Raw genomic sequence first — 23,280 nt, 5'->3', positions numbered from 1 at the left:
GACTATCCGAGTTTGTCGAGCGCGGCGTCGAGCCAGCCGAGGAATCCGTCGGCCTTAGGCACGGAAGCCGGGGCGGCGGCGGATGGAGCCGCGGCCTGCGGACGAGTTTTCGGACGCGGCGGCAGGTACTTGTTGACCGGGCGGGTCTCCATCTCCGGCATCAGGTCGATCCCGCCGCGCTCTGCGACCAGCCGCGAGACGTCGGACTCCGGATCGTTGAAATCGCCGAAATGCCGCGCGCTGGAGGGACAGGTGCGCACGCAGGCCGGGATCCGGTCTTCTTCGGGTAAGGTTTCGCTGTAGATCCGGTCGACGCAGAGCGTGCATTTCTTCATCACGTTTTCGACCGGATCCATCTCGCGCGCGCCATAGGGGCAGGCCCAGGCGCAGAGCCCGCAGCCGATGCACAGGTCCTCGGTGACCAGCACGATGCCATCTTCCGGGCGCTTGTGGCTGGCGCCGGTCGGGCACACGGTCACGCAGGGCGCATCATCGCAATGCAGGCAGGATTTCGGGAAATGCACGATCTGCGCCGGCGCGTCATCGGGTGTCACCTCGAAGGTGTGGATCCGGTTCAGCCAGGCCCCGGAAACATCTGAACCATAGGCATCTATGTCGGCCAGCGGCGAGGCGCCGGCACCTGTGTTCCATTCCTTGCAGTTGACCGCACAGGCATGGCATCCGACGCAGGTGTCGAGATCGATGACCAGGCCAAGCCGCTTTTCGGTGGTGGCGGGAAGACTGGTCATATGGCTTTCCCCCGTCCGAACGCCACGTTGGTCGGCGCCTCTCCAACCGGACTTTTCTGTGCTCTGACGTCAGGCAGGCTTTGCCCGCTGCTCTGGTCGGCATCCCTGCGGATCGAAACCCGCAGATCGAACCAGGCCGCCTGTCCGGTGATCGGGTCGGAATTGGCCCAGCGACGCCCGTCGCCTTTCGGCGGCAGCAACTCGTCGATCAGGTGGTTGAGCAGGAAGCCGCGCGTCGCTTCCGCTGCATCCTTGTCGAGCGCCCAGGCCCCGGCGCGCTTGCCGATGGCGTTCCAGGTCCACAGCGTCGAACCGTTGACCGCGTCCATGCGCGCAATCTTGACCCGGATCTCCCCCGATTGGGAGGACACGAGCGCCCAGTCACCAGTCTCCAATCCTTGGGCGTCGCAGACCTTGCCCGGGACATACAGCGCGTTTTCGCCGTGAATCTGCCTCAGCCAGGCATTTTGGGAGCCCCAGGAATGATACATCGCCGCCGGCCGCTGGGTTATCGCGTGCAGCGGATAGGCGTTCTCATTGAGCCCGTCGTCGGCAAAGGGTGGGTACCAGGTCGGCAAAGGGTCGAAACAGGTCCTGATCCGCGCCCGGTGATGTTCCGGCGGCATTGGCTTGATCTTGCCTTCAGCGGCAAGCTGGAACTTGCGCAACGGTTCGAGATAGAGCTGGAAGATGTTCTCCACCGGCCCATCCTGCAGCCCGTGCTCGATCGCCCAGTCGCTCCAGGCCCGGTTGGCGTGCTTGAAATAATGCGCCTCCTCGGGCACGTGCACCTGGGAAAATCCGCCGTTCTCGATATAGCGGCACAGCTGATCCGGATTGGGCTTGCCCCGGCCGGTCTTGTCGCCGTCCTCGCCGCGCCAGCCCGACAGCGGCCCGATGCCCGGCTTGCGCTGGTGATTGACGATGTAGTCGGCGTAATCCTTGTAGACCGGCGAGCCGTCCTCGGCGACCATGCCCGGCAGTTTCAGCCGTGCGCCGAGATCGAGCAGCACGCTCTGGAAGCCGCGCACGTCGCGATCGGGCTCGACCACCGGCCAGCGGATCGAATCGCACAGCGCCTCGGGCTCGCTGATCGGCCGATCGAGCAGCGAGATGCAGTCATGCCGTTCGAGATAGGTGGTGTCAGGCAGGATCAGGTCGGCAAACGCCACCATTTCCGAGGAATAGGCGTCCGAATAGATGATCTTCGGGATCACGTAGTCGCCCGCCTCATCCTTGTCGGTCAGCATCTTCATCACCGATGAGCTGTTCATCGATGAGTTCCAGGCCATGTTGGCCATGTACATGAACAGGACATCGATGCCGTAGGGATCGCGCGCATGGGCATTGGAAATCACCATGTGCATCATGCCGTGCGCCGACAGCGGCGCATCCCAGGAAAACGCCTTGTCGATGCGCTGGGCGGTCTCGCCGTCGGCTTCGAGCAGCAGATCTTCCGGTCCGCGCGGATAGCCAAGATGCGGACCGGCCAGCGCCGTGTCGGCGCAGGCGCCGCCATGCGGTCGCGGCTGGCCGGCAACCGGCCGCGGGTAGGGCGGCTTGAAGCGGAATCCTCCGGGGCAATCGATCGATCCGACCAGGATCTGCAGCATGTGCAGCGCGCGGCAGGTCTGGAACCCGTTGGAATGGGCTGAAATCCCGCGCATCGCGTGAAACGCCACCGGTCGACCGATCATCCGCTCGTGCCGCTCGCCCTTCATGTCGGTCCAGGGCCGCTCGATCACCACTTCGCGCTCGAAGGCGGCTGCGGCGATCTCGCCGGCGATGCGGGTGATGGTGTCGGCAGCAATTCCGGTCCGCTCGGCAACGGCTGCAGGCGCGTACTGCGGATCGAGATATTTTTGCGCCAGCAGTTCGAACACAGGAATGGCGTGACGGCCGTCCGGCAGTTCGAAACGGCCCTTCAGCGCCGGCTTGATACCCGGGGTTGCAGACGAGACGGGCTTGCCGGTCTGCCGGTCGGCCACAAGCGGGACACCTTCGTCGTCGCGCGCAAACAACCCGTGACCGGCGCCCTCCGCATCGTCGATCACCAGCCAGGGCGCGTTGGTGTAGCGGATCAGGTAGTCGAGATCGATCTTGCCGGTGCGCATCAGCTCGTGCACCAGCGCCAGGATCAGCAGCCCGTCGGTGCCCGGCGTGATGCCGAGCCATTCATCGGCAATCGCGTTGTAGCCGGTCCGCACCGGATTGACGCCGATCACCTTGACGCCGCGCTCCTTGAGTTTGCCCAGGCCCATCTTGATCGGGTTGGAATCGTGATCCTCGGCCACGCCGAAAATCATGAACAGCTCGGTCTTCTCCCAGTCCGGTGCTCCAAACTCCCAAAAGGCCCCGCCCATCGTGTAGATGCCGGCGGCAGCCATGTTGACCGAGCAGAAACCGCCATGGGCTGCGTAATTGGGAGTACCGTACTGCTGCGCCCACCAGCCGGTCATCGACTGGCTCTGGTCGCGCCCGGTGAAGAATGCTAGCTTCCGCGGATCGGAGCTGCGGACCTCACCGAGCCATTGGGTGGCAAGCTCCAGCGCCTCGTCCCATTCGATTTCCTTGAATTCGCCCGAACCTCGTTCGCCGGTCCTTAGCAAGGGCTTCTTCAGCCGTGCCGGTGAATAATGCTGCATGATCCCCGCCGACCCCTTGGCGCAGAGCACGCCCTTGTTGATCGGGTGATCCCGGTTGCCCTCGATATAGTGGACCTTGCCTTCCGCCATGTGGACATTGATGCCGCACCTGCAGGCACACATGTAACAGGTGGTCTTGCGAATTTCGGTCTTGCCGTCAGCCGCGCCCGGAGCCCTGCTGGTCTGGTTCATTCACCCTCCCCAAGACGTGCTGCCCGATAGCCTCGTTGCAACACGTTTTCGTCTTTGCCCCTAAAGGCAAACCGACGTCGCCCGCCTCCGCGACCGCACGTCAAACGGACCGTGCAGCCGGGAAAATGTCAAGCCGGGTGGATAAAGCCAGTTTACCTAGTTCTAGGTCCAGATAGGCGCAGGCACGGGGAGACCTGCATCTTGGGCATGCAGGCGGAGTGAGCCGCTAAGCGATCGCTGGCGCGGCAAGTAGGAAACAGATCCGGAGACTTCGCGCCCGGAACCGAAATGATCAGCAGGCAGCTTTTCCCGGTGGTCTGCAATAAAGCCCGTGCAGGACCTCAAGCACCGCACCCACTTCCTTGCCTTTCAGCGAATAATAGATGGTCTGGGCGTCCCGCCGGGTGTTGACCAGATCCGCGTCGCGCAACTTTCGCAGATGGTGCGACATTGCCGGTTGCGACAGGCCCGCCATGTCGGCCAGCTTCAAGACGCTCTGTTCGCCATCAAGCAGGATGCACAGGATACGCAGCCGGACGGGTTGCGACAGCATCTCCATCAGTTTGGCCGCTTCACTCATCCGCGGCTCCATTTCAAGCATGTCCTGGGCGTCAAGCATCTCCGGCATCCCGTTCGATCACATTAATGAGCTCTTATATAAGGAAGTCTCACCGATGTTTCAACCTGCAAACGCTCGGGTGCTGTCGCGCTCGATCAGCTCAACATCGAGGATGGTCGTCTCGATCGGCGGGTTGGAGCTGGCGCCGATATGCTCAATCAGTACCCGGGCGGCGGTCAGGCCCAGCTTTTTTCGCGGTTGCCGTATCGTCGTCAGTGCGGGAATGAAGCATTGGGCTATGGCGATATCGTCAAAGCCGACGACGGAGACATCGCCAGGAACCGATATCCCTTGCCGTGCCAATTCCGAGATGAACCCGAATGCCATCTGGTCGGACTGGCTGAACACGGCGCTGGGTCTCTGATCCAGTTCGAGCCAGCTTTGCGCTGCCCGCGCACCGGCATCAAGGCTGAAGTCGCCTGCGAAGACATGTTCGGGCGCCATTGCCAGGCCCTTTTCCGTCAAGGCATCGATGGCACCCTTGCTCCTGGCATGGGTCAGAACATTGTCATCCGGGCCGGTGATCATGCCGATGATCCGGTGCCCCAACCCCGCAAGATGGGTGATCGCGAGCTCGCCCCCATGTGCGTTGTTGGCGCGAACGGATGAAAATTCGCCCCCCGGCGTCCATTCGCAGGCAAAGATGATCGGCGGCGCCCCGATACCGGAACTGGCGACTGCCAGAATGGCGTCGGGCAGCGAGCCGTCGAGCGCGATGATCCCGTCGGCTCGGGTGGCGTGCAGGTATTCGAGAACCAGTTGCGGCTTCATGTGCGCCTGCCGCGTGTCGACGACAAGCATGTTGATATCGCTTTCCGACAGCGCCGTCTCGATCCCGGCGAGGATTTCGGAGAAGAACGGATTGCCGATATTGGGAACCAGGATGACGATCGCGCCGGTGCGCTGACGCCGCAGGTTCCGCGCCGACAGATTGACCCGGTACCCGGTCTTCTCTGCTGCGGCAAGAACGGTGTTACGCGTTGATTCTGCGACGCTTTCCGGTTTGCTCAAGGCTCGGCTGACGGTCGCGGTGGAGACCCCTGCGAGCCGTGCGACATCGGTGATCTTGGGAGCTTTGGGTTCCATGATGAGTTGCATTCCCGCTTCTGGGAGACGGGCTTGAGGCACGTTCCGCAAATATCACTTGACTCCAAATCTCATCGCGGTCAACCTTTATGTAATCGATTGCAGTGCAGCATTTCATTCTTCGATGTAATCGATTGAAAATGGTGTGAGGACACCGGTGGGCCCGGATCGCTGCGGCAGAGCAGCAAGGCCGGGAGGAGGAACATTCCTGGGAGGGAACTCGATGAATACATTCAAGCTATTTCTTGCCGGTGCATCCGCGCTGGCGCTTTCGACGTCTGTCAACGCGACTGATCTGGAAGTCACCCATTGGTGGACCTCCGGCGGCGAAGCTGCGGCTGTTGCCGAATTTGCCAAGGCGTTTGACGCCACCGGAAACAAATGGGTCGACGGCGCCATCGCCGGCGGCGGCGGCACCGCACGCCCGGTCATGATTTCCCGCATCACCGGCGGTGACCCGATGGCAGCCACCCAGTTCAACCATGGCCGTCAGGCCGAAGAGCTTGTCGAGGCGGGCCTGATGCTCGATCTCACCGAGCTGGCCGAGAAGGAAGGCTGGAAGGATATCGTCAATCCGCCGAGCCTGCTCGACAGCTGCACGCTCGATGGCAAGATCTACTGCGTTCCAGTGAACATCCATTCTCCACAGTGGCTGTGGCTGTCCCACGCGGCCTTCGAGAAGGCTGGCGTGCCCGTCCCCGGCAATTGGGATGAATATGTTGCCGCGGCGCCGAAGCTGCGCGAAGCCGGCATTCAGCCGCTCGCTCTCGGTCAGCAGCCCTGGCAGTCGAACCTGCTTTTCGGCGCGGTCCAGATCGGTGTCGGCGGGCTTGACCTGTGGAAGCAGATCAATCTGGAAAAGGACGTGGCTGCGGCCAGCGGTCCTGAAATGGCCAAGGTCTTTCAGGCCATGGCCGATGCCCGCAACATGGCGGATGGCTCCAATGTTCAGGACTGGAACCAGGCAACCAACATGGTCATCACCGGCACCGCCGGTGGCCAGATCATGGGAGACTGGGCCCAGGGTGAATTCCAGGTTGCCAATCAGGTGGCCGGCGAAGATTACACCTGCCTTCCGGGGCTTGGCGTCAACGAATACCTCTCAACCGGTGGCGACGCCTTCTATTTCCCGAAGCTGAAGGATCCTGAAAAGGCGGCGGCACAGCTTGAGCTGGCCTCGATGATGATCTCGAAGGAAGCCCAGGTTGCCTTCAATCTGAAAAAGGGCTCGCTTCCTATCCGCGGCGATATCAACCTCTCCGCAGCCAATGACTGCATGAAAAAGGGTCTGGAGATCCTTGCGACCGGCAATCTGCTCCCCTCGGGCGATCAGGTTTTCTCGGCCGATACCCAGACCCAGTTCAACGATCTCATGGTTGAGTTCATGAACGACAAGAGCATCACGCCAGAAGATGCTCAGGAGCGCTACGCCGCCATCGTCGAAGCTGCTGACTGATCAAAGACCTGATCATGCCACCGGTCCGCGCAGGCGGGCCGGTGGTTCTCAGTCACCTGGAGACCGGCGATGACCACCACCAGCACGGCTGCGGCCTCGCAGCGCCCGATACGCCTCTTTCGCAACAAGGCAGCCAAGATTGCCGCCATTCCCATGATTCTGACTGCGCTGGTGGTCTTCATGGGGGGAACCATCTGGACGATTGTCTTCTCGTTCACCAAGTCCCGACTGTTGCCCAGGGCGGACTTTATTGGTCTTGATCAGTACGAACGCCTCTGGTCGAGCTCCAAATGGATGATCGCGATCGAGAACCTGATCATCTTCGGCCTGTGTTCGCTGGTCTTCTCGCTTGTCATCGGGTTCGTTCTCGCCGCCCTGCTTGATCAGAAGATCCGGTTCGAAAACACGTTCCGGACCATCATGCTCTATCCCTTTGCCCTGTCCTTCATCGTCACCGGTCTGGTCTGGCAATGGATTCTCAACCCGGATTTCGGCATTCAGCACGTGGTTCGCTCGGCCGGATGGGAAAGCTTCTCCTTCGACCCGCTCAACAATCAGGCGATTGTCATCTACGGCATTCTCATTGCCGGGCTCTGGCAGGGCACCGGCCTGATCATGTGTCTCATGCTCGCAGGCCTGCGCGGCATCGACGAGGACATCTGGAAGGCGGCCCGCGTCGACGGAATCCCTGCCTGGAAGACCTATATCTTTATCGTCATCCCGATGATGCGGCCGGTCTTCGTCACCACGCTGGTGATCATCGCCTCCGGCATCGTCAGGCTCTATGACCTCGTCGTCGCCCAGACCTCCGGTGGACCGGGCATCGCCTCGGAGGTTCCGGCCAAATATGTCTATGACGCGATGTTCCTGTCGCAGAATCTCGGCCAGGGCTTTGCCGGCTCGACGATGATGCTGCTCGCGGTTCTGATCGTCCTCATCCCCTGGGCCTACATGGAATTCGGAGGACGCCAGCGTGACTGACGTGACCAGCCTGAACGCGCCACATGCCGTCACCACCAGACGTCTGGACGGACCCAGTGGCGCCAAACCCAAACGCGCCATTTCCCCGCGCAACGTCTTCATCTACGGCACCTTGCTGCTGGTTTCGGTCTACTACCTGCTGCCGCTTTACGTGATGATCGTGACCTCGCTGAAGGGCATGCCCGAAATCCGGCTGGGCAACATCTTCGCCCCGCCGGTGGAGGTGACCTTCGAGCCTTGGGTCAAGGCCTGGGCCACGGCCTGCACGGGGCTCAACTGCGATGGACTTTCGCGCGGCTTCTGGAATTCTGTGCAGATCACCGTGCCCTCCGTCATCCTGTCGATCGCCATCGCCTCGGTGAACGGCTACGCGCTCGCCAACTGGCGCTTCAAGGGCGCCGATGTCTTCTTCACCATCCTGATCTTCGGTGCCTTCATCCCCTACCAGGTGATGCTCTATCCGATTGTCATCCTGCTGCGCGAACTCGGCATCTACGGCACACTCTGGGGCCTCATTCTCGTCCACACGATTTTCGGCATGCCCATCCTGACGCTGCTTTTCCGCAACTACTTCACCTCGGTGCCGGAAGAGCTGTTCAAGGCGGCCCGCGTCGACGGGGCCGGCTTCTGGGGCATCTATTTCAAGATCATGCTGCCGATGAGCTTGCCGATCTTCGTTGTCGCCATGATCATCCAGATCACCGGCGTCTGGAACGACTTCCTGTTCGGTGTCGTCTACACCAAGCCCGATGTCTATCCGATGACCGTGCAGCTCAACAACATCGTCAATTCGGTGCAGGGCGTGAAGGAGTACAATGTGAACATGGCGGCGACCATCATCACCGGGCTTGTTCCGCTGATTGTCTACTTCGTTTCCGGAAAGCTTTTCGTGCGCGGCATCGCCGCCGGTGCGGTGAAAGGGTAAGTATCGTGACCAGTGTATCGATCCGTGATCTGACGCTGAAATTCGGGTCTCTCGAAGTTCTCAAATCGCTTAACCTCGATATCGATGAAGGCGAATTTCTCGTCCTTCTCGGACCCTCGGGCTGCGGCAAGTCCACCTTGCTCAACTGCATTGCCGGCCTGCTCGATATCTCCGATGGCCAGATTTTCATCGGCGGCAACAATGTCACCTGGTCCGAGCCCAGCGAACGCGGCATCGGCATGGTGTTCCAGTCCTACGCGCTCTATCCGCAGATGACGGTCGAGGGCAACCTCGCATTCGGCCTGAAGAACGCCCGCATGCCGAAGGACCAGATCGCCGAGCGGATAGCCCGGGCAGCTGAAGTCCTGCAGATCGAGCCCCTGCTCAAGCGCAAGCCGGCGCAGCTCTCCGGTGGTCAGCGCCAGCGGGTCGCCATCGGCCGCGCGCTGGTGCGCGATGTCGACGTGTTCCTCTTCGACGAGCCGTTGTCCAATCTTGATGCCAAGTTGCGTGCCGAGTTGCGTGTCGAGATCAAGCGGCTGCATCACCGGCTCAAGAACACCATGATCTACGTCACCCACGACCAGATCGAGGCGCTGACGCTGGCCGACCGCATCGCCATCATGCGCAACGGCATCATCCAGCAGCTTGATACGCCGCACGAGATCTACAACCGTCCGGTCAACCTCTATGTGGCGGGTTTCATGGGCTCGCCCGGCATGAACTTCATCGAGGGCGACATCACGCATCACAGTGAAGCCGCAATGAATTTCGGCTCCACCCGGATCCCGCTGGAACGATATCCCTTCATACGGTCCGACCGGCCCGAGAAAGCAATATTCGGGATCAGGCCGGAACATGTGAGCTGCGGAGCGGCCGCAGCCGGTGAACCCTTTACAGCTGATGTGGAGATCGAGGTGGTCGAGCCCATGGGAGCGGACACGCTCGTCTGGGCCGTGCTGGACGGAAAGGAATTCCGCTTCCGGGTCGACGGCCAAAGCCCCTTGCGCGCCGGCGAGACCGCGCGGATCGGGTTTGATCCGGCCAAGGCGTCGATCTTCGACATGGCGACAGAACTCCGGCTCTGACGATAATCAGCGCGGGATCGCAGGTCGGTCGGGCGCTTCAGACTAACTAGGATCTCGCCCTGCTTCGGCGGGCGAGGTCGTGAAAACCGACAAACCAGACGACACTCAGACAAGGCAAGATCAGGAAAGCCCACTCTCATGAACCTCTCGTTTCAGCTCTACAGCGCCCGCAACTTTCAGCCCTGGCAGGATGTCCTGGCGATGCTCGCCCGCACCGGTTACCGCAATGTCGAGGGCTTTGGCGGGGTCTATGAAGATCCCTCCGCATTTCGCGGGCTCATGAATCAGAACGGACTTGCCATGCCGTCCGGGCATTTTTCCTTGGACGCGCTGGAAGGCGACATTGATGCGGTGCTGAAGACCGCTTCCGTGCTCGGCATCGAGCGGATCTTCTGCCCGCATATCGCAGCTGACCAGCGCCCGTCGGACAAGGCAGGCTGGCAGGAATTTGCAGCCCGCCTGAGCGCGGTTGGCGAGAATGTTCGTGCGGCGGGATTCGGTTTCGGCTGGCACAATCATGATTTCGAGTTCGTCCCGCTGGCCGATGGATCGGTGCCGATGCAGATCCTGCTTGAAACCGCACCGGACATCGATTGGGAGGCCGATATCGCATGGGTGATTCGCGGTGGCGCCGATGCGGCGGACTGGATTGCCCGGCATGGCAAGCGGATCACCGCGGTTCACGTCAAGGACATCGCGGCAGCCGGTGAGGCCTCGGACGAGGACGGCTGGGCCGATGTGGGGCACGGCACGGTCGACTGGACGGCCCTGTTCCGGCAATTGAAGGCCGAAACCCCTGCCGGGCTCTTTATCATGGAGCATGACAATCCCTCCGATGTCGGCCGGTTCGCATCCCGATCCCTCGACTGGTGCAAGAGCACCGCGGAGTAATGGACATGACCAAGATTCTCGGCGTCGGCATCATCGGCTGCGGCAACATCTCGACCTCTTACTTGAAGCTTGCTCCGCTGTTCAGGGGGATCGAGGTTCGCGCCTGCGCCGACATCAATCCCGAGGCAGCCAGCGCCCGCGCGGCCGAATACGGCATCCGGGCCGAAAGCGTCGAGGATCTTCTCGCTGCTGACGACATCGACATGATCGTCAACCTGACGGTGCCCGCAGTCCATTATGCGGTTTCTGCCCAGGCGCTCGATGCCGGCAAGCATGTCTATTCGGAAAAGCCTTTCGTGCTCTCGGTTGCCGAGGGCCGCGACCTTGCGGAGAGAGCCGCGAAGAAGGGGCTCCGGGTCGGCTCTGCCCCGGACACCTTCCTGGGCGGTGCGCACCAGCTGGCGCGGCATCTGGTTGAGGACGGTTCCGTCGGTCGCATCACTGGCGGCACCTGCCACGTGTTGAGCCCCGGCATGGAGCACTGGCACCCCAATCCGGATTTCTTCTTCAAGCCCGGCGGCGGTCCGGTGCTTGATCTCGGCCCCTATTACATTTCCAATCTCGTGCAGCTGATCGGGCCGGTCGTCCGAGTTGGAGCCATGTCCTCGATTCCCAGCCCCGAGCGCAAGATCACCTCGGAGCCGCGCAATGGCGAGATGATCACGGTCGAGACCCCGACCACAATCCATGCGCTGCTGGAGTTCGCCAATGGTGCGGTCGTCACCCTCGGCGCCAGCTGGGACGTCAAGGCGCACGGCCATCGGCCGATGGAACTCTACGGAACCGATGCCAGCCTCGTGGTTCCCGATCCCAATTTCTTCGGCGGCAAGGTCGAACTCATTGGACAGGGCGGCGAAGCCAGGGCCTTGCCGGAATGGGACCATGCGCTCGGTGTTCCCAACCAGCAGCACAACCAGGGCATGATGGCCAATTACCGCACCGCGGGCCTTGCCGACATGGCGCTCGCCATCCTCGAAAACCGGTCGCACCGTTGCTCGCTCGAGTTTGCGCTCCATGTGGTAGACGTTATGACAGCCATTCTCCACTCGGGGGAAAGCGGCGAATTCATTCGCCTGACCACCAGCTGCGAGCAACCTGCCTCCCTCGGGATCGAGGAGGCGGCCGCGCTCCTCAACACGAAAGACGTCTGACCATGTGGACACCCGCAGCCAATCGCTATGATTCCATGAGCTATCGCCGGACCGGCCGGTCCGGCCTCAAACTTCCGGCGATTTCACTCGGCCTGTGGCACAATTTCGGCGGTGACACGCCGCATGAACTTAAGCGCGAGCTGTGCCGCACGGCGTTTGATCTCGGCATCACCCATTTCGATCTGGCCAACAACTACGGTCCGCCCCCCGGCTCGGCCGAAACAGCATTCGGCGAGATCCTGAAGACCGATTTCCATGGCCTGCGCGACGAGATGATCATCTCGTCAAAGGCCGGCTACGGCATGTGGCCCGGTCCCTACGGCGAATGGGGCAGCCGCAAATATCTGGTCTCGAGCTGCGACCAGAGCCTTAAGCGCATGGGCCTAGATTACGTCGACATCTTCTATTCGCACCGCTTCGATCCCGACACGCCGCTGGAAGAAACCATGATGGCGCTCGATCACATCGTCCGCTCTGGCCGGGCGCTCTATGCCGGGATCTCCAGCTACAATTCGAAGCGCACGAAAGAAGCAGCTGCCATTCTCAAGCAGCTCGGCACGCCATGCCTCATTCACCAGCCGAGCTATTCGATGATCAACCGCTGGGTCGAGGATGACGGCCTGCTTGATACACTCGACGAAGAAGGCATCGGTTCGATCGTCTTCTCGCCGCTGGCCCAGGGCATGCTCACCGGCAAATATCTGGGCGGCATTCCGGAAGACAGCCGCGCCGCGCAGGACAAGTCGCTCAATGCGGATTTCCTCAACGAGCGCAATCTCGGCAACATCCGCGCACTCAACGACATCGCCAAACGCCGAGGCCAGACGCTGGCGCAAATGGCGCTCGCCTGGGTGCTGCGTGGCGGAAGGGTCACGTCGGCCCTGATCGGCGCAAGCCGTCCGCAGCAGATCGTTGATTGTGTCGGTGCGCTCGAAAATCAGGAGTTTACCGAAGCCGAACTCAACGAAATCGACGGCTACGCCCGTGACGCCGACATCAACCTGTGGGCGGCATCCGCCGAACGTGAGGGACCGAAGAGAAAATGATCACAAACCCGATTCTGCCCGGCTTCAATCCGGACCCTTCGATCTGCCGGGCAGGACCGGACTACTACATCGCCACTTCGACCTTCGAGTGGTACCCCGGTGTGCAGATCCATCATTCGACGGATCTGGTCAACTGGCGGCTGGTGAGCCGTCCGCTCAACCGCGCCAGCCAGCTCGACATGCGCGGCAACCCCGATTCCTGTGGCATCTGGGCGCCCTGCTTGTCCTATGCGGACGGGTTGTTCTGGCTGGTCTACACCGACGTCAAGCGGCTCGACGGCAACTTCAAGGACGCCCACAATTACATCGTCACTGCCCCGGACATTGCCGGCCCCTGGTCCGATCCGGTCTATGTCAATTCGTCCGGTTTCGACCCGTCCCTGTTTCATGATGAGGACCGCCGCAAATGGTTCCTCAACATGGTCTGGAACCATCGTACGGATTCGGTTGGCGGCAACCCAAAGCATCCCGCCTTCGCTGGTATCCTGGCGCAGGAATACGACCCGGCTGCCGGCAAGCTGATCGGTGAGCCGGTCAACATCTTCGCCGGCAGCTCGCACGGTCTGGTCGAAGGCTCGCACCTGTTCCGGCGCGATGGCTGGTACTATCTCACCGTGGCGGAGGGCGGCACCGGTTACGATCACGCCGTCACCATGGCGCGGTCGCGCAGTCTGACCGGACCCTATGAGCTGCATCCCGACACGTTCCTGATGACCTCGAAGGACGCGCCCGATGCGCCCTTGCAGCGCGCCGGCCATGGCCAGATGGTCGAGACGCCTGACGGGCAGGTCTACCACACCCATCTCTGCTCCCGGCCATTGCCGGGCATCCGCCGCTCGCCGCTCGGCCGCGAGACGGCGATCCAGAAATGCGTCTGGGGCGAGGATGGCTGGCTGCGCCTGGCTCACGGCGGTCTGGTTCCGGCGCTGGAAGTGGACGCACCCGACGCCAACAGCCGCAAGCTGCCCGTCGATCCTGTCCGCTGGGAGTTTTCAGGCGACAGGCTGCCCGAGGATTTCCAGTGGCTTCGCACGCCTTACCCGGAGCGGATCTTCTCGATGACCGGTTCCGCTCTGCGGCTTCATGCGCGCGAATCCATCGGCAGCTGGTTCGAGCAGGCGCTGGTGGCCAGACGCCAGGAGCATCTCGCGTTCCGCGCTGAAACCAGCGTGAGGTTTGCACCGCGCAATTTCCAGCAGACTGCCGGGCTGGTGCACTATTACAACCGCAGCAAGTTCCATTACCTGGCCGTCACCTGGCACGAGGAACTCGGGAGGGTGCTGACCATCCTGAGCTGTCCTGGAGACTGGCCGCATGGCAAGCTGGAGTTCCCCCTCGCAAAACCCGTCGCCCTGCCGGCGGATGGCCGGGTCGAGCTGGCCATGGAGGTTGGTGGCGCCGATCTGCAGTTTCAATGGCGCGTGCCCGGCACGGACTGGCAGGCTGTCGGCCCGGTGCTTGATGCCAGCGTCATCTCGGACGAAGGCGGGCGCGGCGAACACGCCTCCTTTACCGGCGCATTCACCGGGATGGCCGCCTTCGATACCTCCGGCAGTGCCATCTCTGCCGATTTCGACCGCTTCGACTATATCCCCGCTCAAACCTGATGCGGAGCACGCTGTGCATCTGTGAGCCTGCCACCGGCGCCGTCGAGGAACTGCTTCGCACCAACCGGCTCATCGAGGCCCCGAACTGGATGCCTGATGGCACGTCACTGATCGTCAACGGCGATGGCCGCATGTTCCGGGTTTCGCTCGCAGCAGCCGAGCTTGTTGCACTCGACACCGGCCACGCGGTCAAGTGCAACAATGATCACGGCATCTCGCCGGACGGAAGCCGGCTGGTGATCAGCGATTCCACCGATACCGGGGAGTCCTGCATCTGGGTGCTTCCGGTCAACGGAGGCACCCCGAGACGCGTCACCACAGAAGTGCCGTCCTGGTGGCATGGCTGGTCCCCCGACGGCCGTACGCTTGCCTATGTCGGCCGCCGGGATGGCGCGTTCGGCATCTACACGATTGGCGTTGATGGTGGCGCCGAGCAGCATATTGTCAGCGGCGGCGGTCATTATGACGGCCCTGACTATTCGCCCGACGGCGCCTGGATCTGGTTCAATTCCGACCGCAGCGGCTCCATGGACCTTTGGCGGATCCCTGTTTCAGGCGGCGCGCCACAGCAGATGACCGATGACGAGCGGGTCAACTGGTTTCCGCACCCGTCTCCCGATGGCCGGACGGTGCTCTATCTCAGCTATGAACCCGGAACCGAAGGTCATCCACGCGATCGCGATGTGGAGTTGCGGCTGCTCGATCCGGCGGATGGATCGGTTCGGACATTGCTGGCGGTGTTCGGCGGCCAAGGAACGATCAATGTGCCCTGCTGGTCGCCCGACGCACGGCGCTTCGCCTTCGTGCGGTATGGGCGAAGCAAGGACTGACCGCCGTCGTCGATCGGGGATGTCCGGGGACAACGCCTACCAGTGCGGCGGCGGCTGGTTGGCGGGCGGCCCGCCGGTCTGGTCTTCCATGTCCTGAAACCGGTCGTTGAGCCGTGCCAGTTCGCGGCGCAGCCTCTCGTTTTCCTTCCAGCCCTCGGTCAACTGCCGCGACAGATCTTCGATCGCAGCCTGCTGGTGTGCCACCAGTTCCTCAAGCCGCACCAGCCGGGGTTCGATATCCGTGTCCTCGTTTTTTGGACTTGCCATTACGCGATCTCCCCGAGTGTTGCGCGCCATGTCTCGGGCAATTGTTCCGGCCGGCGTGTAGCGCGGTCGACATAGACATGAACGAACCGGCCATCGGCGAAAGCCGTCTCTTCGTCGTTGCGAAACAGGCCGATGCCATAGGTTACCGATGAGCCACCGAGCCGGTCGACGCGGATACCGGCGGTAATCCGGTCGGGAAACATCGCCTCGGCGTGGTAACGGCATCCGGTTTCCACGACCAGACCGACGATGGCGCCACCCAGCGGATCGAGCAGCCCCGCCTCGATCAGCCAGTGATTGATCGCCGTGTCGAACAGCTGGTAGTGGACCACATTGTTCATGTGGCCGTAGATATCGTTGTCGGCCCACCGGGTCTGCAGGCTCCGGAAGGTCCTGAAATCGGCGCGGGAAGGTGGCGGTGTTCTGGTCATTTGCGTGCTTTCATCATGCCGGGCGGCCAAGTGCAAGGGGCAGGGCGGCGCCATGGCCCGTGCCAAGGTCGGCCCGTCGGCGGTGTTGAAAACGGTCGGCCATAAAAGCGCACCCTTAAATGATTCTGGACTTTGCATTCAGAACTGTCGAGACTAAAGCAGGGACCCGAAAATCTGAACGGCTTTTGGAAAGCCCGGAACACCCAACCCGTGGGAATGAGCAGCCTGGTTGCATCCCAACCTTTTGGCATGGCTCAATTCCAGACCTGCACCAGCAGCTGAACTGGTGATGGCAAACATAAAAAGTCGAGGGGACATGAACGACATTGCCATTGAGCTGAAGGGGATCGACAAGAAGTTCGGCCTCGTTCACGCCAACAAGAACATCAACATGAAGGTCCGCAAGGGCACGATCCACGGGATCATCGGCGAAAACGGCGCTGGCAAATCAACATTGATGTCGATCCTCTACGGCTTCTATCAGGCCGACAATGGCGACATCTTCGTTGATGGCAAGAAAACCGTGATCAAGGATCCGAACGCAGCCATTTCTGTAGGCATCGGCATGGTCCACCAGCATTTCATGCTGGTCGAGAATTTCACCGTGCTTGAAAACATCATGCTCGGCGCCGAAGAAAGCCAGGTGCTCAACGCGGGCATCACCAAGGCCCGACGCGAGCTCAAGCAGCTCGAGGAGGAATACGAGCTCGAGGTCGATCCCGATGCCATCATCGAGGAACTGCCCGTCGGCATCCAGCAGCGCGTCGAGATCCTCAAGGCGCTCTACCGCGGCGCCGAGATCCTGATCCTCGATGAGCCTACTGGCGTTCTGACACCGGCCGAGGCCGATCACCTGTTCCGTATCCTCGAGCAGCTCAAGTCCGAAGGCAAAACCATCCTGCTGATCACCCACAAGCTGCGCGAGATCATGGCGGTGACAGATGAAGTCTCCGTAATGCGGCGCGGCGAGATGGTGGCCACCCGCACCACCTCCGAGACTTCGGTGGAGGAGCTTGCCGAACTCATGGTCGGCCGTCATGTGCTTCTGCACGTCGAAAAGGGACCGGCATCGCCAGGCGACGTCATGCTCTCGGTCGAGAACCTGACGGTGCGCGACGGCCGCGGCGTCGACATGGTCAAGAACGTTTCGTTCAATGTGCGCGCCGGCGAGATCGTCGGCATTGCCGGTGTTGCCGGCAATGGCCAGTCCGAGCTGCTGCAGGCGATTTCCGGCATCCGCCGTGCTGTCACGGGCAAGGTGATGCTGCAGGGCGAGCCGATTCATGTCACCGGCACCGCCGATCCGGCTGAATTGCGCCATCGTGGCCTGGCCCACGTTCCCGAAGACCGCCAGCACATGGGTCTGGTCCTCAAGTTCGATGAAAGCGAGAACTCCATCCTCGGCTATCACGACGACCCGAAATACCTCAATGGCATCTTTCTCAACATCGACGCGATCCGCAAGGACGCGGCTGACAAGATCGAGAAATACGATATCCGCCCGCCCAATCCGCGGCTCAAAACCGCCAATTTCTCGGGAGGTAACCAGCAGAAGATCGTACTGGCGCGGGAGATGGAGCGCGATCCCGCGGTTCTCGTCATCGGCCAGCCGACCCGCGGCGTCGATGTCGGCGCCATCGAGTTCATTCACAAGCGCATCATCGAAATGCGGGATGCCGGCAAGGCCGTGCTGCTGGTCTCGGTCGAGCTCGATGAAATCCGTTCATTGTCGGACCGGGTGCTGGTCATGTTCGACGGCCGCATTGTCGGCGAGCGCGCGCCCGACGCCAGCGAAGGCGAGCTCGGGCTGCTGATGGCCGGTGTTGAAGATACCAAGGAGGCAGCACAATGAGCGCGCCCTATGCAAAGCTGCCCGCCTGGGTGGATTACGGACTGATCCCGCTGATCAATCTGATTGTCGCTTTTCTCGTTGCCGGCCTCGTCGTGCTGGCGGTCGGTGAAAGCCCGCTGCGGGCGGCATCGCTTCTGATCGAGGGTGCCTTCGGATACGGCGAAGGCATCGGCTTCACGCTGTATTACGCGACCAATTTCATTTTCACCGGATTGGCTGTCGCCGTGGCTTTTCATTGCGGCTTGTTCAACATCGGCGGCGAGGGCCAGGCCTATGTCGCGGGCCTCGGGGTGGCGCTGCCCTGTCTCTGGCTCGACCAGTTCGCCCCCTGGTACGTCATCTTCCCCGCGGCCATCCTCGGCTCGGCGCTGGTTGGCGGCTTCTGGGCGATGATCCCGGGATGGCTGCAGGCCAAGCGCGGCAGCCATGTGGTGATCACCACCATCATGTTCAATTTCATCGCCTCGAGTCTGATGGTTTATGTGCTGGTCGACGTGCTCAAGCCGGCGGGTTCGATGGCTCCCCAAACCCGCACTTTTGCTGAAGGCGGCCAGCTGCCGCGGCTTGACTGGCTGCTGGCCTCCGTCGGCCTGGACATCGGTGGGGCTCCGTTCAACATGTCCTTCCTGCTGGCGCTGGTCGCGGCCTTTGTCGTCTGGTTGGTGATCTGGCGCACGAAGCTTGGCTACGAGATCCGCACCATGGGGCACAGCCCGACGGCGGCTAGCTACGCCGGCATCCGCCAGAGCCGCATCATCATCATCACCATGATGATGTCCGGCGCGCTGGCGGGCATGATGGCGCTCAACCCGATCATGGGCGACCAGCACCGCATGCAGCTCGATTTTGTCGGCGGCGCCGGTTTCGTCGGGATCGCCGTGGCCCTGATGGGCCGTTCGCATCCGGTCGGCATTGTTCCGGCGGCCATTCTTTTCGGCATGCTCTATCAGGGCGGCGCCGAGATCTCGTTCGAGATGCCGCAGATCTCGCGGGACATGATCACCATCATCCAGGGGCTGGTGATCCTGTTCGCCGGCGCGCTTGAGAACATGTTCCGTCCGGCGATCACTGCGTTTTTCGCCACTCTGGGCGGGGCTCGCTCCGACAAACCCCTGCCAGCGGCGGAGTAACGGCCATGGAATATTTCGATACACTCATCGTGATCCTGCAATCCACCGTCCGGGTCTCGGTGCCCTTGATCCTGGCGGCTCTTGCGGGTCTTTATTCCGAGCGCGCCGGCATTTTCGACATCGGGCTGGAGGGCAAGATGCTGGCTGCGGCCTTTGCCGGCGGAGCCGCAGCGGCGGTCACCGCTTCGGCCCTGATCGGGCTTGCCGCCGCCATCTTCGTTTCTGTCTGTCTGGCGCTGGTGCATGGCTTCGCCTCGATCACCCAGCGCGGCAACCAGATCGTCTCCGGTGTCGCCATCAACTTCATCGCGCTCGGCGCCACGGTCATCCTCGGCCAGGCCTGGTTCCGCCAGGGCGGCCGGACACCGCAATTGAGCGGGGATTCCCGCTTCACAACGGTGGAGCTTCCCTACGCCGCCGAGATTGCCGATATCCCGGTCATCGGCTCGATCTATTCGAACCTGTTGTCGGGCCACTTCATGCTCACCTACCTGGCCTTTGCGCTGGTTCCGTTCACCTGGTGGGTGCTCTACCGCACCCGCTTCGGCTTGAGGCTGCGGGCGGTGGGCGAGAATCCCGGTGCGGTCGATACCGCCGGGATCTCGGTCACCTGGTTGCGTTACCGGGCGGTGATCTGTTGCGGCATCCTCTGCGGCATCGCCGGTGCCTATCTGTCGATGGCCATGACCGCCGGCTTCGTCAAGGGAATGACTGCGGGCAAGGGCTTCATCGCGCTTGCGGCCCTGATTTTCGCCAAGTGGAAGCCGGTCAACGTCATGTTTGCCTGCCTCCTGTTCGGTTTTCTTGACGCCATGTCGATCCGCATGCAGGGCAATGAGTTGCCCATCATCGGGGTGGTGCCGGTGCAGTTCATGCAGGCCTTGCCTTATCTGCTGACGGTAATCCTGCTGGCAGGCTTCATCGGCAAGGCCATCCCGCCGCGTGCCGGCGGCGTGCCCTACGTCAAGGAGCGCTGACATGGCCCGGGACCTGTTTGAAGCCGCCCGCGACGCCATGGCCAGATGCCATGCGCCCTATTCGAAATTTCCCGTCGGCGCAGCCATACGCGCCGATGACGGCAGGATCCATGCAGGCGCCAACATCGAGGTGATCTCCTTTCCGGAAGGCTGGTGCGCTGAAACCACGGCGATCAGCCACATGGTCATGGCCGGAGGCACCCGGATTCGCGAGGTGGCGGTGATTGCCGAAAAGCTCGACCTGTGCCCGCCCTGCGGCGGCTGCCGGCAGCGGCTGGCGGAGTTTGCCGACGCCGATACGCTGGTGCACCTGTGCGATGCTGAAGGGATAAAGAAAACCCTGCGCATGGACGAATTGCTGCCCCATGGTTTCAAGACCGAGGTGATCGGATGAGTACGGCCGTCGATGTCCTGATTGAACGTCTCCACGGTCTGATACCGCGCCACGCCCTGGTTCTCGGATCCGGTCTCGGCTCTCTGGTGGAAACGGTCACCGATCCGGTGCGTGTTCCCTATGCCGACTTGCCTGGATTTCCCGAAAGCGGGGTGTCCGGCCATGCCGGCGAGGTCGTGGCGGGATACATCGGCAAGACGCCCGTGGTGATCCTGTCAGGCCGTGTGCACTATTACGAGCACGGCAAGGCCGACGCCATGCGGGCTCCGCTGGAAGCGCTGCAGGGCCTTGGTGTCACCAGCCTGATCCTGACCAATTCGGCCGGCTCCCTGCGCCGGGATATGCCGCCCGGTTCGGTGATGCGGATTTCCGATCACATCAATTTTTCCGGCACCAATCCGCTGTTCGGCGAACCCAGTGACCGCCGCTTCGTCGGCATGACCAATGCCTACGACACCGATCTTGGTGAACGCATGCAGGCCGCGGCACAAAGCACCGGCACCGAGCTGCATGACGGCGTCTACATGTGGTTCTCCGGCCCGAGCTTCGAGACACCGGCGGAAATCCGCATGGCGCGCACGCTGGGGGCGGACGCGGTTGGCATGTCCACGGTGCCCGAGGTGATTCTGGCCCGCTTTCTCGGCATGAAGGCGATTGCAGCCTCGGTGATCACCAATTTTGCCGCCGGCATGACCGGAGGCGAGCTCAGCCACCAGGAAACCAAGGATATGGCGCCGATCGGCGGCAAGCGGCTCTCGGCCATCCTCACCGCAATGTTTGAAAACCCGGACCAATCCCATGGCTGACGCAATCGACCTCACATCTCCCAAGGCCGTCGCAGCGGCAGCATTCGCCTGCCTCGATCTGACCGAACTAGGCGATGCGGCCACCGAGGAGGCAACGCTGGCGCTGGTCGACAAGGCAACCAACGGGCATGGGTCATCGGCAGCCGTGTGTATATGGCCCCGCTTCGTGGCCGCCGCGCGCAATCGGCTCGGGAATGCATCTCCGGTCCGCATTGCCACCGTGGTCAATTTTCCGTCCGGTGACCTGCCGGTCGGGGAGGTCGTTGCCGAGACTTCCCGCGCAGTGACAGACGGTGCCGATGAAATCGATCTGGTCATTCCCTGGAAGGCCTTTGCGGCCGGTGACGAACAGGCTGTCCGGTCGATGATTCGCGCCGTAAGGGCAGCAGCACCCGCGCCCGTTACACTCAAGACCATTCTGGAGACCGGCGAACTGAAGGATCCGGCGCTCATCGCCCGCGCCTCCGACATCGCCCTTGAGGAGCAGGCGGACTTCATCAAGACATCGACCGGCAAGGTCGCGGTCAACGCAACGCTGGAAGCGGCGCGGATCATGCTCGAAGCAATCAGGCGCTCGGGCCGAAAGGCCGGCTTCAAGCCCGCCGGCGGCATCCGCACGGTCGACGATGCCCGGGCCTATTTTGCCCTGTGCGAAGAGATCATGGGTCCCGGCTGGGTCGGGCCCGAGACATTCCGCTTCGGTGCATCCGGACTTCTCGCAGACATCCTCGCCACGCTGGAAGACCGCTCGACATCGGTCGGCAAGGGAGAGACCTATTGAGTTTCCTGCCCCAGGAAATTATTCGCGCCAAGCGTGACGGCGGCGAGCTCGACCCCGCCGATATCGCGGCCTTCATCCAGGGCCTGACGGACGGCAGCGTCAGCGAAGGACAGGTCGCGGCTTTCGCCATGGCGATTTTCTTTAAAGGCATGAGCCGCAAGGAGGCGGTGGCGCTGACGCTGTCGATGCGCGATTCCGGCGAGGTGCTATCCTGGCCGGAACTCGACCGTCCGGTGGTCGACAAGCACTCGACCGGCGGCGTTGGCGACAATGTCTCGCTGATGCTTGCGCCGATTGCGGCAGCCTGCGGGCTGGCGGTCCCGATGATCTCCGGTCGCGGGCTTGGTCACACCGGTGGCACGCTCGACAAGATGGAATCGATCCCCGGTTACACGGCGATGCCGGACAGCGCCCTGTTTCGCAAGGTCGTCGCCGCGTCAGGCTGCGCCATCATCGGCCAGACCGGCAATCTGGCGCCGGCCGACAAGCGGTTTTACGGAATCAGGGATGTGACCGCCACGGTTGAGTCCGTGCCGTTGATCACCGCGTCGATCCTGTCCAAGAAACTTGCCGCCGGACTCGGCGCCCTGGTGCTCGACGTCAAATGCGGCAATGGCGCCTTCATGGACAATCCGGACCGGGCCAATGAACTGGCGCGCTCGCTGGTCGAAGTCGCCGTGGGCGCCGGAATGCCGACAACAGCGCTGGTCACCGACATGAACCAGCCGCTGGCAAGCGCTGCCGGAAACGCCGTTGAAGTCCGCAATGCCGCCGATTTCCTGACTGGCAAGGCCCGCGATGCCCGATTGCTGGAAGTCACCCTTGCGCTTGCCGCAGAGATGCTGGTGTCCGGCGGCCTGGCAACCAATTCCGGCGAAGCCCTGATGCGCGCGCAGTCCGTGCTTGATGACGGAAGCGCCGCCGAACACTTCAATCGCATGGTTGCCGGCCTCGGCGGCCCACTTGATTTCCTCTCGGATCCCGATCGCCATCTCGAACAGGCACCGATCGTGACGCCCTGCCTCGCCGGCCGGCAAGGTTTTGTGGCCGGCTATGATACCCGCGCCGTGGGGCTGAGCGTGGTTGCGCTTGGCGGCGGCCGCATCAGGCCCCAGGATCCGGTCGACCATGCTGTCGGAGTGACGGGTTTGCTGCCGGTCGGCACTCCGGTCGAGGAAGACACGCCGATTGCCATGATCCATGCGCGGACCGCAGATCAGTTGTCCATGGCCGAGCGGGAACTTCGCAAGGCAGTTCGATTGAGCGATACGGCCCCGCAGGCCACACAGGTTATCCTGGGCCGCCACGGATAGGGCGGGGGTCAAACGGCTGCAGCCGGACAGGCCAAATGGCTTCCTGCTGTCCGACCAGGCGTC

General features: G+C 62.3%; 22 protein-coding genes. 16 read left to right on the top strand and 6 right to left on the bottom strand.

Annotated elements, in window-relative coordinates:
- Window positions 1-2 precede the first annotated feature (2 nt).
- The 4 genes from SPHINGO391_RS22505 to SPHINGO391_RS22490 all read right to left on the bottom strand — a co-directional run bounded on the left by SPHINGO391_RS22505 (window position 3) and on the right by SPHINGO391_RS22490 (window position 5,291).
- On the bottom strand, window positions 3-749 hold the full coding sequence (locus SPHINGO391_RS22505; protein WP_152010939.1) for a 4Fe-4S dicluster domain-containing protein: 747 nt from the start codon (window positions 747-749) through the stop codon (window positions 3-5).
- A complete protein-coding gene (locus tag SPHINGO391_RS22500; RefSeq protein WP_152010938.1) occupies window positions 746-3,586 on the bottom strand; it encodes a molybdopterin oxidoreductase family protein in 2,841 nt (946 codons plus the stop codon). Before SPHINGO391_RS22500 ends, SPHINGO391_RS22505 begins: the two co-directional genes overlap by 4 nt.
- A gap of 292 nt (window positions 3,587-3,878) precedes the next feature.
- Window positions 3,879-4,205 (bottom strand): metalloregulator ArsR/SmtB family transcription factor, encoded by a 327-nt coding sequence (locus SPHINGO391_RS22495; protein ID WP_152010937.1) that lies wholly within the window; start codon window positions 4,203-4,205, stop codon window positions 3,879-3,881.
- Window positions 4,206-4,265: 60 nt separating this feature from the next.
- Window positions 4,266-5,291, bottom strand: coding sequence for a LacI family DNA-binding transcriptional regulator (locus tag SPHINGO391_RS22490; RefSeq protein ID WP_152010936.1), 1,026 nt, complete (start codon window positions 5,289-5,291; stop codon window positions 4,266-4,268).
- A gap of 223 nt (window positions 5,292-5,514) precedes the next feature.
- Here SPHINGO391_RS22490 and SPHINGO391_RS22485 point away from each other — a divergent pair, with 223 nt between their 5' ends.
- The 9 genes from SPHINGO391_RS22485 to SPHINGO391_RS22445 all read left to right on the top strand — a co-directional run bounded on the left by SPHINGO391_RS22485 (window position 5,515) and on the right by SPHINGO391_RS22445 (window position 15,266).
- The gene (locus tag SPHINGO391_RS22485; RefSeq protein WP_152010935.1) at window positions 5,515-6,747 is read left to right on the top strand and encodes an ABC transporter substrate-binding protein; all 1,233 of its coding nucleotides are present in this window, start codon (window positions 5,515-5,517) and stop codon (window positions 6,745-6,747) included.
- A 69-nt stretch (window positions 6,748-6,816) separates the two neighbouring features.
- Window positions 6,817-7,728, top strand: coding sequence for a sugar ABC transporter permease (locus tag SPHINGO391_RS22480; protein ID WP_152010934.1), 912 nt, complete (start codon window positions 6,817-6,819; stop codon window positions 7,726-7,728).
- Window positions 7,721-8,653: a carbohydrate ABC transporter permease gene (locus SPHINGO391_RS22475; RefSeq protein WP_152010933.1), complete on the top strand. Its 933-nt coding sequence runs from the start codon at window positions 7,721-7,723 to the stop codon at window positions 8,651-8,653. Before SPHINGO391_RS22480 ends, SPHINGO391_RS22475 begins: the two co-directional genes overlap by 8 nt.
- A 5-nt stretch (window positions 8,654-8,658) precedes the next feature.
- Window positions 8,659-9,741 (top strand): ABC transporter ATP-binding protein, encoded by a 1,083-nt coding sequence (locus SPHINGO391_RS22470; protein ID WP_152010932.1) that lies wholly within the window; start codon window positions 8,659-8,661, stop codon window positions 9,739-9,741.
- 138 nt (window positions 9,742-9,879) lie between these two features.
- Window positions 9,880-10,632, top strand: a complete 753-nt coding sequence (locus SPHINGO391_RS22465; protein WP_152010931.1) for a sugar phosphate isomerase/epimerase — start codon at window positions 9,880-9,882, stop codon at window positions 10,630-10,632.
- Between the two features lie 5 nt (window positions 10,633-10,637).
- Window positions 10,638-11,783: a Gfo/Idh/MocA family oxidoreductase gene (locus SPHINGO391_RS22460; protein WP_152010930.1), complete on the top strand. Its 1,146-nt coding sequence runs from the start codon at window positions 10,638-10,640 to the stop codon at window positions 11,781-11,783.
- 2 nt (window positions 11,784-11,785) lie between these two features.
- On the top strand, window positions 11,786-12,829 hold the full coding sequence (gene mgrA, locus SPHINGO391_RS22455) for an L-glyceraldehyde 3-phosphate reductase (protein WP_152010929.1): 1,044 nt from the start codon (window positions 11,786-11,788) through the stop codon (window positions 12,827-12,829).
- A complete protein-coding gene (locus SPHINGO391_RS22450) occupies window positions 12,826-14,436 on the top strand; it encodes a glycoside hydrolase family 43 protein (RefSeq protein WP_152010928.1) in 1,611 nt (536 codons plus the stop codon). Before mgrA ends, SPHINGO391_RS22450 begins: the two co-directional genes overlap by 4 nt.
- Window positions 14,436-15,266 (top strand): TolB family protein, encoded by an 831-nt coding sequence (locus SPHINGO391_RS22445; protein WP_152010927.1) that lies wholly within the window; start codon window positions 14,436-14,438, stop codon window positions 15,264-15,266. Before SPHINGO391_RS22450 ends, SPHINGO391_RS22445 begins: the two co-directional genes overlap by 1 nt.
- A gap of 36 nt (window positions 15,267-15,302) precedes the next feature.
- Here SPHINGO391_RS22445 and SPHINGO391_RS22440 read toward each other — a convergent pair whose 3' ends face one another.
- Window positions 15,303-15,533 carry a SlyX family protein gene (locus SPHINGO391_RS22440; protein WP_152010926.1) on the bottom strand — a complete coding sequence of 77 codons (231 nt, stop codon included), beginning with the start codon at window positions 15,531-15,533 and terminating at the stop codon, window positions 15,303-15,305.
- On the bottom strand, window positions 15,533-15,964 hold the full coding sequence (locus SPHINGO391_RS22435) for a thioesterase family protein (RefSeq protein WP_152010925.1): 432 nt from the start codon (window positions 15,962-15,964) through the stop codon (window positions 15,533-15,535). The genes SPHINGO391_RS22440 and SPHINGO391_RS22435 overlap by 1 nt, the downstream gene beginning before the upstream one ends.
- Window positions 15,965-16,280: 316 nt before the next feature.
- On the opposite strand from SPHINGO391_RS22435, the gene SPHINGO391_RS22430 reads away from it, so the two are divergent.
- From SPHINGO391_RS22430 to deoA, 7 genes are read left to right on the top strand one after another with little or no spacing between them, the layout of a single operon-like run.
- Window positions 16,281-17,816, top strand: a complete 1,536-nt coding sequence (locus SPHINGO391_RS22430; protein ID WP_152010924.1) for an ABC transporter ATP-binding protein — start codon at window positions 16,281-16,283, stop codon at window positions 17,814-17,816.
- The gene (locus SPHINGO391_RS22425) at window positions 17,813-18,946 is read left to right on the top strand and encodes an ABC transporter permease (RefSeq protein ID WP_152010923.1); all 1,134 of its coding nucleotides are present in this window, start codon (window positions 17,813-17,815) and stop codon (window positions 18,944-18,946) included. The genes SPHINGO391_RS22430 and SPHINGO391_RS22425 overlap by 4 nt, the downstream gene beginning before the upstream one ends.
- Before the next feature lie 5 nt (window positions 18,947-18,951).
- A complete protein-coding gene (locus SPHINGO391_RS22420; protein ID WP_152010922.1) occupies window positions 18,952-19,923 on the top strand; it encodes an ABC transporter permease in 972 nt (323 codons plus the stop codon).
- A 1-nt stretch (window position 19,924) separates the two neighbouring features.
- Entirely contained in the window at window positions 19,925-20,317 is a 393-nt protein-coding gene (locus SPHINGO391_RS22415; RefSeq protein ID WP_152010921.1) for a cytidine deaminase, read from the top strand.
- Window positions 20,314-21,123, top strand: a complete 810-nt coding sequence (locus SPHINGO391_RS22410) for a purine-nucleoside phosphorylase (RefSeq protein ID WP_152010920.1) — start codon at window positions 20,314-20,316, stop codon at window positions 21,121-21,123. The genes SPHINGO391_RS22415 and SPHINGO391_RS22410 overlap by 4 nt, the downstream gene beginning before the upstream one ends.
- Window positions 21,116-21,904, top strand: coding sequence for a deoxyribose-phosphate aldolase (gene deoC / locus SPHINGO391_RS22405; protein WP_152010919.1), 789 nt, complete (start codon window positions 21,116-21,118; stop codon window positions 21,902-21,904). Before SPHINGO391_RS22410 ends, deoC begins: the two co-directional genes overlap by 8 nt.
- Window positions 21,901-23,217 (top strand): thymidine phosphorylase, encoded by a 1,317-nt coding sequence (deoA, locus tag SPHINGO391_RS22400; RefSeq protein WP_152010918.1) that lies wholly within the window; start codon window positions 21,901-21,903, stop codon window positions 23,215-23,217. Before deoC ends, deoA begins: the two co-directional genes overlap by 4 nt.
- The last annotated feature ends 63 nt before the right edge of the window (window positions 23,218-23,280 follow it).

It is taken from the genome of Hoeflea sp. EC-HK425 (assembly GCF_902498795.1).
In the GTDB taxonomy this organism is placed as follows: Bacteria; Pseudomonadota; Alphaproteobacteria; order Rhizobiales; family Rhizobiaceae; genus Hoeflea; species Hoeflea alexandrii.
Note: the sequence above shows the minus strand (reverse complement) of the source record. Positions and strands in the feature narration are given on the sequence as shown.

What these genes read in the sequence shown, in the direction of transcription:
- SPHINGO391_RS22485 (WP_152010935.1), top strand. Translation starts at nt 5,515, where the DNA reads ATGAATACATTCAAGCTATTTCTTGCCGGTGCATCCGCGCTGGCGCTT.
- SPHINGO391_RS22430 (WP_152010924.1), top strand. Translation starts at nt 16,281, where the DNA reads ATGAACGACATTGCCATTGAGCTGAAGGGGATCGACAAGAAGTTCGGC.
- deoC (WP_152010919.1), top strand. Translation starts at nt 21,116, where the DNA reads ATGGCTGACGCAATCGACCTCACATCTCCCAAGGCCGTCGCAGCGGCA.
- SPHINGO391_RS22410 (WP_152010920.1), top strand. Translation starts at nt 20,314, where the DNA reads ATGAGTACGGCCGTCGATGTCCTGATTGAACGTCTCCACGGTCTGATA.
- SPHINGO391_RS22505 (WP_152010939.1), bottom strand. Translation starts at nt 749, where the DNA reads ATGACCAGTCTTCCCGCCACCACCGAAAAGCGGCTTGGCCTGGTCATC.
- SPHINGO391_RS22490 (WP_152010936.1), bottom strand. Translation starts at nt 5,291, where the DNA reads ATGGAACCCAAAGCTCCCAAGATCACCGATGTCGCACGGCTCGCAGGG.
- SPHINGO391_RS22425 (WP_152010923.1), top strand. Translation starts at nt 17,813, where the DNA reads ATGAGCGCGCCCTATGCAAAGCTGCCCGCCTGGGTGGATTACGGACTG.
- SPHINGO391_RS22445 (WP_152010927.1), top strand. Translation starts at nt 14,436, where the DNA reads ATGCGGAGCACGCTGTGCATCTGTGAGCCTGCCACCGGCGCCGTCGAG.
- SPHINGO391_RS22500 (WP_152010938.1), bottom strand. Translation starts at nt 3,586, where the DNA reads ATGAACCAGACCAGCAGGGCTCCGGGCGCGGCTGACGGCAAGACCGAA.
- SPHINGO391_RS22495 (WP_152010937.1), bottom strand. Translation starts at nt 4,205, where the DNA reads ATGCTTGACGCCCAGGACATGCTTGAAATGGAGCCGCGGATGAGTGAA.
- SPHINGO391_RS22420 (WP_152010922.1), top strand. Translation starts at nt 18,952, where the DNA reads ATGGAATATTTCGATACACTCATCGTGATCCTGCAATCCACCGTCCGG.
- SPHINGO391_RS22435 (WP_152010925.1), bottom strand. Translation starts at nt 15,964, where the DNA reads ATGACCAGAACACCGCCACCTTCCCGCGCCGATTTCAGGACCTTCCGG.
- SPHINGO391_RS22415 (WP_152010921.1), top strand. Translation starts at nt 19,925, where the DNA reads ATGGCCCGGGACCTGTTTGAAGCCGCCCGCGACGCCATGGCCAGATGC.
- mgrA (WP_152010929.1), top strand. Translation starts at nt 11,786, where the DNA reads ATGTGGACACCCGCAGCCAATCGCTATGATTCCATGAGCTATCGCCGG.
- SPHINGO391_RS22460 (WP_152010930.1), top strand. Translation starts at nt 10,638, where the DNA reads ATGACCAAGATTCTCGGCGTCGGCATCATCGGCTGCGGCAACATCTCG.
- SPHINGO391_RS22480 (WP_152010934.1), top strand. Translation starts at nt 6,817, where the DNA reads ATGACCACCACCAGCACGGCTGCGGCCTCGCAGCGCCCGATACGCCTC.
- SPHINGO391_RS22450 (WP_152010928.1), top strand. Translation starts at nt 12,826, where the DNA reads ATGATCACAAACCCGATTCTGCCCGGCTTCAATCCGGACCCTTCGATC.
- SPHINGO391_RS22440 (WP_152010926.1), bottom strand. Translation starts at nt 15,533, where the DNA reads ATGGCAAGTCCAAAAAACGAGGACACGGATATCGAACCCCGGCTGGTG.
- SPHINGO391_RS22465 (WP_152010931.1), top strand. Translation starts at nt 9,880, where the DNA reads ATGAACCTCTCGTTTCAGCTCTACAGCGCCCGCAACTTTCAGCCCTGG.